The organism is Pectobacterium odoriferum (assembly GCF_009931295.1).
Classification (GTDB): domain Bacteria; phylum Pseudomonadota; class Gammaproteobacteria; order Enterobacterales; family Enterobacteriaceae; genus Pectobacterium; species Pectobacterium odoriferum.
Genome location: NZ_CP034938.1, coordinates 794,651 through 810,237, shown reverse-complemented (window position 1 = coordinate 810,237; position 15,587 = coordinate 794,651). Strand labels below are relative to the sequence as shown.

Annotated in this window: 5 protein-coding genes; all 5 read right to left on the bottom strand. The window is 56.3% G+C overall.

Annotated features, from left to right (window positions below; all coding sequences use genetic code 11):
* Position 1: 1 nt before the first annotated feature.
* Positions 2 to 1,360 (bottom strand): efflux RND transporter periplasmic adaptor subunit, encoded by a 1,359-nt coding sequence (locus EO763_RS03605; RefSeq protein ID WP_161528118.1) that lies wholly within the window; start codon positions 1,358 to 1,360, stop codon positions 2 to 4.
* Complete coding sequence (locus EO763_RS03600; RefSeq protein ID WP_161528117.1) at positions 1,357 to 2,130, bottom strand: efflux RND transporter periplasmic adaptor subunit; 774 nt, start codon at positions 2,128 to 2,130, stop codon at positions 1,357 to 1,359. The genes EO763_RS03605 and EO763_RS03600 overlap by 4 nt, the downstream gene beginning before the upstream one ends.
* The gene (locus tag EO763_RS03595; protein WP_161528116.1) at positions 2,130 to 3,920 is read right to left on the bottom strand and encodes a TolC family protein; all 1,791 of its coding nucleotides are present in this window, start codon (positions 3,918 to 3,920) and stop codon (positions 2,130 to 2,132) included. Before EO763_RS03595 ends, EO763_RS03600 begins: the two co-directional genes overlap by 1 nt.
* 254 nt (positions 3,921 to 4,174) lie before the next feature.
* Positions 4,175 to 13,741 carry a putative Ig domain-containing protein gene (locus tag EO763_RS03590; protein ID WP_161528115.1) on the bottom strand — a complete coding sequence of 3,189 codons (9,567 nt, stop codon included), beginning with the start codon at positions 13,739 to 13,741 and terminating at the stop codon, positions 4,175 to 4,177.
* Between the two features lie 58 nt (positions 13,742 to 13,799).
* Complete coding sequence (locus tag EO763_RS03585; protein ID WP_161528114.1) at positions 13,800 to 15,419, bottom strand: Tad domain-containing protein; 1,620 nt, start codon at positions 15,417 to 15,419, stop codon at positions 13,800 to 13,802.
* Between the last annotated feature and the right edge of the window lie 168 nt (positions 15,420 to 15,587).

The window sequence follows — 15,587 nt, the reverse complement described above, 5'->3', positions numbered from 1 at the left end:
GTTAGACACCCAGCCAGACGCGCAGTGACGCCAGCGGTTTACGCAGCAGGTAAACGAACAGCACCGTGCGTTTCCCGTACAGCTTGGCGGTCCCTTTCAGGCCCACGCGCAGCTGCGGATCATCCTGTGTAAAGCGTGCGCGCAACCGATAGGCCATCACATTGTCCGGCGTCGGCGCGGCGCGATAGCCAATCTGCTCCAGCTGCGCGTCCTGTGCCGAATTCGGCGCCACATTGAGGAACAGGCGCACGTCCGCGCCATGTTCCAGCGCAATCGCATCCGCCGCCGGCAACTGGATCTCCAGCTCAACATCGTGCGGATCGGCGATCATCATGATACGTTCTCCCACCGCCACCGAGCGCCCAATCCAGTCGCTGCTATCGTCAAAAATCGCCACGCCGCCGCGCGGGGAAGCAAGCTGCATGCGTTCCTGCTGACGTTGCAGAAAGTCCATCTCGCTCTGCGCCTGTTCGCGGCGGCTTTGCAGTACGGCCAGACTGGCCTTGCTATTGGCATCGAACAGCGCCTGCTGCTGTGCCTGACGATACTGAGCATCAGCGGTAGCAAAAGCCTGTCGGGCCGATTCCAGTCGATTTTCCAGTTCGCGCACATCCAGTCGCACCAGCGGCTGATTGGCGCTAACGGCCTGATTAGGCCGTACCAGAATGTCATCAACCACGCCCGCCACGGGCGCGCGTACCATCACCGGACGATGCGCGACGATCTCAGCCGGAGCCAGCACCGACTGCCGAACGGGGATCAATAAGATCAGCGCCAGCGCCACGATTCCAGCCAGAATCAAACGACGCTTCTTCGGGCTGGTATTCGTCTGCCGCCGACGTTGTTTCTGCAAACTCGCCCACGCGTGAGCATACGCGTCCGCCAATTTTTCCAGCAGCACGATCTCGGCAGGCAGCCACGCGCTGTCCCGTGCTAACACCAGCACCAGCGGCGTATCGCCCTGCGCTAAACGCAGCGGTAGCCAGAGTAAAAATTCCGGCAGATGTTCCTGCCACAAAATCTGGTCATCGGCAGGCAGCTCGCGGCATTGCAGCGCCTGCGTTTGACGCCCTTCTTCCTGCCACTGACGGCACAGGCGGCTAAATTCGGTACAAAACGGCGCGTTGTGATCGAGCGAGGCCAGCCCGGAAGCCGCCTGCAAGCGCCGTTTATCACAGTCCCACAACAGCGCCTGCCGATACTTCACGACATTGTGGGTTTCATTGACGATAAAAAACGCCAGTTCATCCAGCGTTTCACGCGCTCTGGCACGGCTTTGCAGTTGCAACAGCTCGACCAACAGCGCCAGCCGGGTATCCTGTTCGGTTTGCGCTGCTGTCGTGGTGTTTCGATCGGTCATGGCGATACGCTGCCTGCATCAGGCGACACTGCCTGTGCTACGTCACTAATTTGCGCTACGCCACTCATGCCCGGCAGCAATCCGGCGGTGGATTGGGTAATCCGACCAAAGACTTTTACCGACTGACTGACCGGATCGATCGCCGAAGAGAGTCGGCTGATTTCCGCCGGATAGCTCAGGCCGGTTTCATCCAGCGTGACCTGAAAGGCGCTGCCCTGCTTCAACCACACCAGCCAGCGCGATGGCACGATCATTTCCAGCTCAAACGCGCTGTCATCATAAATCGCTAGCAGCTCTTTGCCTTCCGGCACAGATTCCCAACGCTTCACCTTGGTTTCCGTTACGCGACCAGAGAACGGGGCTTTAATGACACAGCGTTGCAGCATGGCGCGATTGACGCCGCTTTCAGCCTGCGCCATCGACACCGACGATCGCGCCTGATCGACATCAGACAGGCTGATCGAATTGAGCTTATCCAGCCGATCGGCAATCGCCAGCTTCTTACGCGCAGCATTCTCTGCGGCGTTTGAGTAGTTCAGTTTTTCACGCAGCACGGTGCAGTCAAACGTCACCAGCGTATCGCCCTGCTTGAAGTGTTCGCCCTCTTTCACCGCAATATCCGTCACTTTCCCCGCAATTTCGCTGGATAACACGGTATAGCGCTGTGCGCTAAGCTGTACACGAATGTCTCCCGTTGTCACAGCCTGCCCCAACAGGGGCAGACCTAACATACTGACCAGCAATAGCGGACGCATTATGCCGAAAGCCATTAACGCGAACCTCCCGCCTGTAGGGATTGCAGGTTATCCCACATGTCCGTGTTCACCACGCGATAAGGCTTACCCGCGCCAGCCGATGATGTCGCAGCAGACGAGGCAATCGGCGTCACAACAGGTGCTACGGATGGAGTGGATGCTGTTTTAGCCGAAGCCGTCGTGGTGGCAGGCGTAGCGGGTGTTGACAGGGACAGACGTGGTACCGCAACGCCGCCTTTCTCAAGGTTACCCGTGGTGCGGGCAATTGAGCTGCTCAGCGCCGCCAGACTGACATCATTCACGTTATCCGGCAGCACATCCAGCCCGGCAGCCTGATACACCGCACCCAGCGCGTTCTGCACATCGGCAAAGCTGCGGTCACGCGCGCGGGTGGTCAGAATGGTTTCCGTGCTGACGCGCACCTGTTCCATCTGCGTTTCGGCACGATGCTGTACGCTGAGCGTGGTCTGATTAAGGATGCCGCGTTGAATTCGCGCCAGTTCCTGATAGCGACCAAACATCCGCGTGCTCTGCTGGTATTCCTGCCAGGCGACGTTCACCTGTGTCAGCACCGCCATGCGCAGCGCCTGACGACGAACTTCCGCCAGATCTTCATTCGCCTGTCCGGCACGTTTCACCGATGACCACGACAGCACGTTCAGCAGGTTGCCACTGACTTGAACTCCTGCGTTAGCCCACTGGTGATTAACCAGATAGCTGTTGCTGTCACCGTTGATACCGGCAAACAGTGACACGCCCGGCAGCAGTCGCAGCAGCGATTTACGGGTTTCCAGTACGCTATTGCGTGCCAGATAGCTCTCTTCACGCACTTCCGGGCGTTTAACCATCGAGAAGTTTTCCAAATCGTCGAGCGAGTAGGCCATCTTCGGTGCGACCAGGCTGCTTTCGCTCGGCACGACGACGTCATATTTGCTCGACGGTGGCAGGTTCATCAGCGCCGCCAGACGAGATTTTGCCACCACCAGATCGCTGTCGACGATTTCCAACTGACGCACCATCTCCAGCATGTTCTTCTGGAAACGCAGCGCTTCAACTGGTGCCAACAGGCGTTGCTGTTCGGTCTGACGCGCATATTCCAGCGCCTGACGCGCCTGCGTCAGCGCGGTGGTCACTTCTGGCTGCAAACGCTGCGCCGTGGCCGCTTCCCAATAAGCGGTACGCACCTGACGGGTAATATCGGCCACCACGCGACGACGACGCTCTTCCGCCGCCAGCGATTTGTTCGCCTGCACTTTAGCGTTGAAGTAGCTGATACCGAAGTCCAGTACGTTCCAGCTCATCGTCAGATCGGCGGTGCGCATAGTCTGATCCTGACTGGTGGACGCTTCCAGCGACTGCCGCCCAGTGGTGACCGACTGGCTGCTGGAACCGGCCACGTTATCGCGGGTTTGTAGCCCGGCGCGCGCGGTCAGTTTCGGTAACAGCATATCCAGATTCTGTACGCCCAACAGGTCATCTTCCATCGCCTGTTCCATCAGCGCGACCCGCTGTTGCAGGTTATATTTCAGCGCACGGGCAATCGCCTCATCCAGCGTGATCGTGCCGCGCACCGGTTCCTGATTAGCGAACATCTGTGTTCTGTCGCTCAGCGCCTGTGCGACCTGCTGTTCGATCGTAACCGGCTCTGGTTTGACGGCACAGCCAGCCAGCCCCAGACAGGCAAGAGCTACTGCGATCCGTAACGCCCGAGAACCTGCGGTGCGTGGTGTAGCCTCATGTTGAACGTTCTGCTGCTGACTATCGTGTTGCTGGCTATCCCAGAAATGCGCTATGTGCTGATTCACCCGGGTTCTCCCCATCTTGTATTTGTCTGTTCCCTTCATCTTGCAGGCGGTGGGTTGGTTACCACCTGCAAGCGCCCGGGTTAGTGGTTATACCCGTCATACTTCAAGCTGCTTGTGCGTTGGCTGCCCTTACTCACCCCAGTCACTTACCTGTGTAAGCTCCTAGGGATTCGTGCAGTTGCCGCCTTCACGCAACTCGAATTATTTAGGGTATAAGTAAATAAAATCTCGTCTTAATATTCAGCCTACGTGTGCTATGTACGCAGACTGCTCAGCTCACTGAGCGCCGCCAGCAGCGCATCCTGTTCTGGTTGATGCTGGCGCAGTTGTTCGGTAAAGGCGGTTTTCCCCGCTGGCGCTAACCGTTCTGCATCCCGGTTTTCAGCCGGGTCTGCGGCAGTGGGAACAACAGAGTGTGCAGGTAATTGCATCGCGCCACGGTCAGTTGTCATCTCTGCGCCATCGCCCTGTCCGGTTTGCAGCGTAATCGGTACGATTCGGCTGGTGCCGTCTGCGGCCTGCGCTTTCAGCGCCAGTTGGATCTGATTAACCTGCACCGCACTGGCATCGGTAATGCGCACCACGCCGTTGCGGGCATCGAACTGCACCCACGCAGGCAGCGGACGCCCGTTCGCCAGTTGCAGCGTCAGCGTGGCATTACCTTCACGCACGCTGAACATGCGCTGCGGCAAGCTAAAGGCGAGTGTGCCGGAGGCATCCGGCTGTAACGCGCCCTGCACGCTGCTGAAAGCCGATTCCAGCGACGTTGTCTGACCGCGCACGCTCAGGAACAGGTTGGAATCAGCCGAACGCAGCGCGGCGTTATCGCGAATAGACGCCTCAGCGCGTGAAGAGAAGTTGACCTGCTCCAGCGTCGGCATCAGCGATGACATGACGGGATCGAGCACCCAAGGGGCATCCGACTGGCGTGACGTATCGGCATCACGCTGGCGTACAGGTTCAGTGACGATGTTGCTTGGTCGCGGTTGTGCTTCCGGGCGAGACAGATCGGCGACAATCGCCCCCAGCGGCTGTTCGCGTTCTCTGTCACCCGAATCAACAGGCAGGCTTACGCCCCTCTGCACCAGAATCACTGGTGCCGCTGTCGCGGTGTTATCAGGGTTCACTGGCTCTGTTGGTGTACCGGGATCGACTGGCGTCGAGGCAGCATTGATCGTCAGCACCACATTCAGCGCCGTCGTGTTACCCGCGCTGTCTCTGGCGGTAATCGTCAGGTTGAACACACCAGCCGCTGACGGCGTGCCGCTGAGCGTCCGTGTTGCACTATCAAAACGCACGCCTTCTGGCAGTTGCGCATCATCAACGGTAAACGTCAGCGCATTATTTTCAGGATCGGTAAATAGCGTACTCGGTAAGGTATAAGACCAGCGGGTGCCGGCCTGTGCCGCTGGCGGCGTGAACTGCTCTGCATGACCAACTGGCGGCAGGTTCACCTCTCTCGACAGCGTAACGTCGAGCACCTGCGGAGCGGAATCGGCTGTGCCGTCATTAAGCACCAGCGTCAGCGATGTCGCGCTCCCCGTCAGCGGTGCGCTCGTCGCCCAGCTAATCTGGCGTGCCAGCACCGTCGTATCCGCACGAGAAAGGGCAGCAGTGAAGATCACGGTTAGCTTGCCGTCCGCCTGCGCGAAGGTGGCTACCGCTTGCCCGTCTTTGCTAATGACGCCATTCGCCAAGGTGAAACCGTTACCCGCAGTAAAATCGAAGCGATCGCTTGTTGAGGCCGTTTCACCGCGCTGTAGCGTGATGGAGGCACCCTGATAATTTCCCGCCCCGCCGTTCAGTGCATCCAGTTCTGCATCACTGAGAACGATAGAAGGCGCGACGATCACCGCCGGGCCATCAACGCGATAAACCGGCAGGCGAGAAGCCTCATCCAGCACCGACACGCCGTTGCCGAGCGTAATCAGACCACCGTCAATCGGCAGCAGATGAGTGAAGCCTGTACCAGCGTTTTTCAGCGTATCGAGTTTTGTCAGCGTCTCGCCGTTCAATACATAGCGAGTGAGCGCTCCGTCGCTTTGCGTGACGTACAGCACCCGCGTATCCGCAGCAAGGGCGATATGGTTCACCGTGCCTTCTGCCGCAACGCGAGCAAGGTGCGTAAAGGTTCCCGTAGCGGTGTCCAGCGAGAAGGCATCGATCTGCCCTGCACTGGCGACAAAGATGCTGCGGCCATCGGCGCTGACCGTGAGTTGCTCCAGCCCAGATAACGTCACCGAATTTCCTTGCGCATCCGTAAACTGGCGCACATATCCCAATAGCGTCGGCTCACCGCTATCGCCACGCGTATACACAATCAGCGATGAACCATCATTAGCATTCGTAGTAACAAATACCAGATTGCCACGGCTGACTATTTCGCTGGATTGCCACAGGTAAGGTTCACTCCACATACCGCCTTCGATAAGCCCAGCATAAGCAAGCTTGCCTGTCGCTGAATCGCGGGTAAACCAGAGAAGGTTGTAGTTGTTGATGACATACAACGTCTTGCCATCATCAGACAGGGTGACCCCTTTGATGTCGTAAAGGTTGCTGTTGTGTATCTCGTAGTCATCAACGATGGTTTCTTTATGTTCCAGATTGCCTTCACCATTCCGGCTAAACCAGACAATCGCATTGCCGTCGGCACGCAGCGCATACACGCTGTTGCCATCGGCAGAAACCTGTAGCTGGCTTATTCCTGTCACGCCCTCTGCCGCCGTGAAGGTGCGCACATAGGTCAATTCGCCGCTGTTCGCATCACGCTGGAATAAAGCAATCGCGCCTTTATCATCGCTGACATACAGCGACAGCCCATCGGTCGTACGGGCGGCCGCCGTCAACGTGCCCAGCCCGCTAATCGCGGTGTAGGTATTCACCAAACGCAGTTCATCGGCAGAAAGCACCGGATCGTTCGCCACGACAGGCGTGTCGTTGATCGCGGTAATCGCTACCGACAAGGCCGTGACTTGAGAGTCCAGATAGCGATCGGACAGCGTCACCGTCACCGCAACCTGCGCGGCTGGCGTACGGCTGTCGCTGGCGTAGGTAATCTGGCGCAGCGTATTCTGTACGTCTTCCGTGGTCGGGATTGTGCCTGCATTCGCGTTGAAGCGAATCGTCAGTACGCCATCCTGATTACTGACCTGAGCAATAGTGACGCCGTCTTTCTGAAGCGTATTGCCGGATAACGTCAGGCCGTTGTCAGCACTTTTTTCAGCACTAAAGCCCAGCTTATCCAGCGCCGTTTTACCGTCGCCCAGCGTAATCTTCAGCGTCGCGCCGTCGTAGTTGCCCTTGCCACCATTGAGTTTGTCCATCTGTGCATCAGACACCGTCGCGTCCGGTGCCAGCACGATAGGGTCAGCGCGTTCGGTATACATCGGCGTCGTCCCCGGAACCGTGATAATCGGCGCGGTATTGGTTTCTGCCGCAGGCACCAGCGTCAGCGTAATCGCCTGTTCCAGCGTGGTTTCCGGTGCGGTGCCGTTATAATCATTTTCCTTGATCATCAAGGTGACATGGCGTTCACCGCTGGGAGCGCTGCCCAGATAGTTGTAGCCGATGCTGTCAATAATCTCTGCGGTTCCACTCGCGTCTCTCCCGACATACAGGAGGACCGTCGCTTTACCGTCCTTCACATCAACAGAATATTGCAAGCCGCTGGCGGTGCGTGGAACACCATTGGATTTTTCGAGCACAATCGTGCTGCCATCCACGCTAATCGTTTCGTTAGGCCCTGAGACATCAAACGTTAACACGACCTGCCAGAGGGTTTGTCCGCTCTCAATGGTGTCAATTTGGGTATCTTTAAACAGCTTAACGAATTCACCGTTGCCCGGAACCTGTGGGTTGAGCACCGTTGTATTCAATATCGCCGGATCGTTCACGCCAACGAGATTGACGGTGATATCCATGTTAGCGGTGTTATTGTCACCGTCATTAATACTGAAAGTGAAGGTCGGCGACGATCCTGCTTGTTCAGGATCCTGACTGGTGTTCTGGTAAGTAATTTGGCGCAGCACATTCTGCGCATCGGTTTTGGTTACCGCTGCGATAAATTTAATCGTCAGCGCCCCATCCACTTGCGTAAAGGTCGCGATCGCGACGCCACCTTTCAGGATAGTGTTGCCATCAAGCGTTAAACCGTTTTCGGCCTTAAAACCAAAGGTATCTTCCGGTAGCCCACCATTTTCCCGACCAACGGTGATACTGGCACCGTTATAATCACCCACACCGTTATTTAACGCATCGAGCTGCGGATCGGACAGACGACCTGACGGCAGTAGCACTGTGGCATCGTTACCTTCGGTATAGCTTGCACCGGCGATGCCGACATTCAGAACATGGACCTTATCGCCACCAGTCAGATAGAGCTGCTTGCCATCGGCACTCAGTTCCACCTTTTGCAGATCGGAGAAAGAAATGCCAATCGGGCTATCCCAACCACCGCTAAGGGTGTCTTTCAGCGTCAGGCTGCCATCGTCCGCGCGGGAGAATACAGAAATGTTCTTCCCGATCACGAACAGGGCTGTGCCATCGGCAGAAACGACCAGATCGGTCGCTAACGCCTCGCCGGAATCGCCACCGTCATCGGTGATTGCCGTTGTTTCTGCAAGCGTTAGCGCCCCATCAGCTCCCACCGTGATGGTATTCAGCGTGTGATTTTCCCCATCGGAATTAATCGCATATAGGGTTTTACCGTCAGGAGAAAGAGCCAGCGAACGGATGTAGTACAGGTTGTCACCTTCAGCACGAATCTGGGAAAGCTGGCTCAGTTTGCCTTCCACATCGATGCTGAACGCGGTGACTCCGACCGCATCCCCAGCGCCGGCAACAAACAAATAACGCCCGGTTGGATCCAGCACAAGACGACTCGCACCGATCAGATTATCGGCCTGAGAAACCACCGCTAGCGTACCGTCCGCCCCGCGCTTAAACACCAGCACGCTGCGGCCGTCAGTATCGCTGTTGGACTGAGCAGCCGTTATATAGAGGTAATCGCCTTGCGAAACAATATGGGAGCGCACGTCCAGAGAATGATCGCCCAGCAACGTTTGATCAAGGATACCGGCTTGCGTCAGTTCACCGTCGCTGCCAACGCTGAAGATCGTGACTGCATTGCCTTCGCTACCCACCACATACAGGTACTGTCCATCAGAAGACAGAATCACATCTGATGCACCGGCCAATCCGGCATTGTCCACAACGTTATCGGTTTGCTCTGTCTCATTGTTATAGACGGAGCGGTAGTTGAAGAAGGTTTGCGACAGGGTGAATTTCCCTTCCGCATTGCGCACAAAGACGCTCAGTACCGCTGACCCACTATCAGGTGAGCTCACGACATAAAGCGTTTTGCCATCCGCGGACAATTGGCTGTCTTTTACGCCTGTCAGCACATCAACATAATTATTGGAGTCGTAGCCATCAAGGGCATAGTCATTCTGAAGAGAGCTGGACTCACCGCCGAGCGCCGGCATTTGTGTAGGATCGGAGACAATAGTCAGCGTAATCGTCTGCTCCGCCTGTTCACCCGATGCATCGGTCGCCACGACGGTAATAGAGAAGCTTCCCGCACCATTGAGTGCTGGCGTACCGGAAATCGTGCGTGTGTCTGAATCGAAGGTTAAACCAGCCGGAAGGCCATTGACCTGTAGCGTCAGCGCACCATTTTCAGGATCGCGGAACAGATCGTCAGGAAGCATTTGTTCGTAATGCTGCCCAGCCATGCCAGACGGCGGGACATACCCCTCGTTATCCACGATCGGCGCTTTGTTCTCCACCAGCGTCAATAGCAGACTAGTCTCCTTACCGCCGTCGCTAAAGACGATATTCAGTGGAATTGATGCCCCCGCCGCATCACCATCATTACGGTAAGTCACCTGATGCAGAACCTGATTGGCTACCGTTTTAGTGACGCTGTCGGTAAAGACAATCTTCGCCTCGCCTTCGCTCACGCTAAAAGTGGCGATTGTCGCGCCCTGATACTGAATGTCGCTACCGGACAGCGTCAGGCCGTCTCCGCTCTGGAAGGCAAAATGGTCATTTGCCGATGCGTCGCCATTACGGCTAATCGCGATCGTCGCGCCATTGTAGTCATCGGCTGCATCCAGTTCTCGGTCTGACAGCGTGACGCTCGTGGTAAACGGCATCGCCACCGCCTGACTATAGTCCGCATGCGCCGCAGCGCTGGACATCATCACACCGGTATTGAAAAAGCGTGCGCCGGTATAAAGCGACTTGCCGTCTTCGGAGAACGTCAGCGTGGTAATCGGTCGTCCTACCGCCAGCGTACCCGTTTGGGCTAGTGTGCCATCGGCACCAATCGCATACACGGCAACTACACCGAGATTGTTACCGACGTAAAGCGTTTTGCCGTCCGAAGAGGCTGTCACGCCCCACGGATTCGTCACATTTAACGCTTCGACGCGGCTGACCGTGTTTTCGGCAATATCGTAATGCAGTACTGTCAGGCGATTGCCCACATTGCTGGTCACAATGTAGAGATAGCCCTCATCCGTGACGGTAAATGAGGAATTGGCGTGGTTAAGCTCGTTGCTGGTCCCCAGTGTGCCTGCCGCTTTCTGCACACCCGTGCTGTCGGTATAGGTCAGCGTAACGCCATCGCTGCCACGCACTAACTGGCCTGCGTAGTTCAGCCCACCGTTTGCATCCGTGGTATAAATCGTGATTCGGCCAGCATTGCCCAGCACATACACCGTACCATCCGCATTCACCGCCATCCCAATCGGCGTGGTGCCATCAACCTGAGTGAAGACGTTGGCTGCGCTCAGCGCGCCATCATCGCCAATCGCATAGTGGTGCAGGCCACTGACCGTTAAGACATACAGGCTCTTACCATCGTCGGAGCGAGCCATTTTCAATACGTTGCCGGATGGCCCTTCAATACGTTCGCTCAGGCTCAGCGTATTGTTCGTGGCATCCTTCGTGAATACCAGCACGGCCGAGTCAGCACTGAGATACACCGTTGAACCGTCAGCAGAAAAAATCGCGGCGCGTCCCACCAGCCCGCTGATTTCCAGGCCGTTGCTTGCATCGCCGTCATCCTGACCCGATGCGAGACGCTGCGATAACGTGAGTTTCCCCGTATCAGGGTCGCGCTGGTAAACGCTTACCCGCGCATCACCACCGTAGTTGGTTGACGTTGTCCCGATGACCAGCAGCGAGCGGCCGTCGTCGGACAGCATAATGCTGCTGACGGAGCTGTTGTAGCCTGTGAGCATCCCATCTGCGTAATACAATGCAGGGTCGATATCGATATCTGCCTGAATGACTGGCGCATTGTTAATCGCCAGTTGGATGGTCGCCGTAATATCAGGATTCCCCGTATCGCGACCTTCACCTTGCGCCCCACCATTGTCGCGCAGGCTTGCCAGCGTGACGGTGCGAGTGCCCACGGTCGCTTCTGGCGTATCGTTAACATAGGCGATACCGTTCACCAACGCCTGCACCGCACTAGCGTTCATACCCGCGCTACTGTGGATCGTCAGCGTACCGCTGCCGTCATTTAGCGTATAGGTATAGGTGTAACCGCTGCTCGTCTCGCCGTTTCCTGCCTGGGTCAAATCCACGCGCATGCCATCGACAATCAGGAATTCGTTCGCTGCCTGCGCCAATCCACCGATATTCAGGGTCATATCAAGGATGGTTTGCCCAGCTTCACCCGTCGCAATCTGTGACTGCGTAAACACGTTAACCGCCGTGGCAGAAGTGTCATAGATCGGAAGCGGGGCAACCGTCGCTGTCAGCACTGGTGCGGTATTGGCGGTGATCAACACATCCAGATTCACTTGCTGGCTGTCGACTTTTCCGTCATTGGCCTGTAGCGCCAACCTCACCACGGTGCCGTTAGCCACCGTTCCCGTATTCTGATAAGTGATTTGGCGGAGAACCGTATTGGCATCATTCCGGCTTACGCCGGGCAGGAAGGCAATCGTCAGCACGCCGCCAGCCTGACTGAACGTGGCAACAGCGCGATCGCCCTGAAGAATCTGCCCATTATCCAGCCGCAGGTTATTCTCACTCTGGAAGCTAAAGACGTCCTCGCTTGATGCAGCACCGTCCCGAGACAACACCAGTTGCGCTGTGCCGTAATCACCGCTGCCGCTCGACAGTCTGTCGAAATTGGCGTCAGAGAAGGTCAGTCCGGATGTGATAGCCGTCTCCGTTCCACGAATTTGCGTCTGAATTGACGTATAACGGTTCAGACCGTTACCGGAGGCCACAATGGAGTTGCCGTCTGCGGACAGAGCAATATCTCCACCGTTAGTGCTACCAGCCGCGCTTCCCGTTAACGTCAGGTTGCCATTGGTCGCAACGGCGTAGGTGTTGAGCGTGCCATCGATCGTCACCGCATAAAGCAGGGCTTTATCGGTATCCAGCGCCAGACTGCCTACGCTACCGCTAGATATCGTGTTAATCAGCGACGGCTTGCCGTTACTGTCAATCTGATAGATAGAAAGGGTGTTTGTTGTTGGATCGCCCAGATACACGAATTGTCCATCTTTCGACGCGGCAATTGCATAATCAATAGAAGTAGAACCCATGTTACTGAGCAAAACGCTATCGATGAGCGTTAACACGCCAGTATCCGCACGCTGATAGACTTTCAGCTCATGCTGATCGAAGGATCTTGCACCAGCGTTAACGATGTAAACATGGTCGCCAGACGTGGCAATAATGCTGTTACGATGTGAATCTAAGGTTTGCACGCGTGTCAGCGCACCGTCATCACTGCGGCTATAGACATACGCGATTCGACTAAAGTCGTTGCTGCCATCGACATAAACCTGAGCGCCATCGTCCGATATCGCCAGCCCCCCTGTTGCACCCGAGCCAACCGAGACCGTTGCCGTATGCGTCAACACACCTTCGCTATTAACACTCAATTGCATCAGGTTGCCGTTACCAGAAAGGGTATAGACCGACTTGCCATCGGCACTGACGACCAGATGATTTACCGTCCCCAGATTCTCAACCACCACGCTCTGCTGTGGCGTCAGGCGACCCAACGCATCTGCCGAGAAGACAGAAAGGGTGTTCGCTGAACCCGCGGCATAAACATATTTACCATCCGCAGAATAGGCAACCCCTGTAGAGCCTGACAGAGATCCGGCAGCAAAGGATTCCGCTTCCTGTAACGTTCCCCCGAACAGTTCCGGTGCAACGTTGACGGAGCTGTCGATAGTAACGGTAGCGTGAATATCCAGATCGGCAGTATCGGTATCACCACCACCCTCATCGCTCAGGCTTTTCAGCGTCACCACCACGTCACCGCCGGCTACGGTTTTATCCAGCGGCTGGTAGGCGATACTGTCAATCATCGCCCTTGTATCCACGAGGTTATTGGTGAAACCGTCGATATTAACGGTCACCGTCGTGGTTTCGCCGCTCACTGCCACGAGGTATGAAAAGCCATCCCCTTCCGCGCGCGTCGTCCCACTCCCTGATTCCAGCGTAATACTTTTACCGTCGATGACTAATGCCTGATTCGCGCCCGTGCGGTTGACGGTGATCACTAAATCTTTCAGCTCTTGTCCGCCGTTATCCGCCGACACGCTAACGTTGCTGAACAGATCGACCGGTTGGAAGCTGTCACTGCTGTCGGTAATAGTGACCGTCGCCTTAACTGGCGTGGCATCGACGCCGGGCGCAGTATCCGTTGCTGCGACGTGCGCAGCCACATCTACCGCGGTGACCACGGCGGCGGCATCAAACATCATGCGCGGTTCCAATACCCACGCCTGACGCGGTGCGCGCGTTAAGCCTGAACCAGATTTTGAGCGGGAAAAAGTCATCGTGTCATGTCCTGTAATGAAAGGGGCAAATCGCGTCATTCCTGGCTATATTCAGCGGTCATTCAACCAATCGAACATAGCCGCCCTCGGTTTCGATCTGGCCGGCAATACGATTCAACCGTTGAATCAATTGATCCTCAACGCCCTCTGCGCCAAAGCCTGCACCATCGATAAAGCTCATGCGTTTTTCACCCTCGGTGCAGACCAGCAGGCCCGGCGTCGCTTCGGCGTCAAACAGGTTGCGGCCAAAATCCTCTGGGTCGCCGGGACGAATGCCGACAAAATAAAATTTGATATTGCGCGCGCGGAAGCTGGAACACAGATCGCGGAAGCGCTGCGCAGCAAAGGTACGGGCGGGATCCGTGCCGGTTTGACCACTAAATGCATTGCGGTTGAAGTTGTAGCTGTCGGTGTCGAACCAGTTCCCAATCGTGTTAGCCATCATCACGATCACCTTTTGCCCGTCACCGTTGCCGTCCAGATTGAAATCTAGCGGCAGCGTGGCATCGCCCCAGCCGTCGGAACCGCGCATGTTGGGTGACAGCGCCGCGCCCGCCCATGACATCGCAATGGCGTAATTCGTGTTGAAACGGGCAGAAAACTGTTCAATACGCTGATTCAGCCTGCTTTCTTCATTGGTCAGCGGCATCAGCGCGGCGTTAGGGCACCCTTTGTCTGCCACGATCCAGCGGGTATCTACCGCATTGTTATCGTCAAAATCGGGATTCGGGCCGCGCCAGGAGATGGGCGGTGCGCCGGGGCTGCCGTTTTGCGGCAAATCGTGGCGGTAATAGACCTTGAATTGGCCGACGGGCGGTTCATCCCAGAAGAAGTTTTCTTCCCGACCCAGCCCACGATACATGCACAGCAGGTTGGCGCGACGATCAGGGAAACGGCGGTCGGCCATGCTACTGGCCACGCCACTGGCAAACAGCGAACGCAGTTCTGGCGGGTTCAACGCACCCGGTGCCGACCAGCGCCGAATGCGGTTCGCATCTTCCGCATCGTATACGCTAACCGACTGGCTGTACGGCACCAGCGATAGCCACAGGTTGTCACGTTTGCCGTCTGCGCTGCTCAGCATGCGCTCAACGAAACTGCGGCTAACGCTTTTCAGCGAACGGATATCCCCCTCACTCATATCCCCCGTCACTGGCATGACAAAGGCAATCTCGGTCGGGCGGTTAATGACTTCGGAGGTCGAGTACACTTCTTGTTTCCTCGCACCGAGGCTCAGCAAACTGGGCTTGGTTTCGAAGGCGACGGTGACGGTATAAGTTTTACGCGTCTCGCTGTTGCGCCCTTCCGTGACGGACACGTCACCTGCTGCCAGTTTTTCACTCAGAGCACTATTCATCCCCAGATTGTTTTTGACGTAGTCATACGCCAGCTTATTGGTCTCTTCCTGACTGTATTCTTCGCCATTAATGGTCGCCTGATGCCCGACGGCCAACGCAGCGGCATCCGTCGCACGTTTGATTTGCGTTGCATCACCGGTTGCCGTGGAGGTATCGACAATAAAAGCCGCCGTCACCAATAACGCCATGGCACCCAGCGTATAGAATGCCGTGCCCGCGCCTTTTTCCTCCTGAATAAAGGCAGACAGGCGTTCACGCCAGAACAGAGTGATTCCGGTAGCGTCTTTTTTTACTCTTCTGTTCTGTAAGGTTTTTTTCATTCCTTCCTATCCTGTATTCCTGGATTCAGCGCGTACTCAACCCGCCCATAAAGCGGGAAAATAAAAACGACATTGCTCATATGCCTATAGATTTTTTAATCGTTTCGTTATTCCGGTAACGAGAAGCTCGCTGCCGTTTGCGGTCTATTTGCCGCTTCGGTGTCTTAT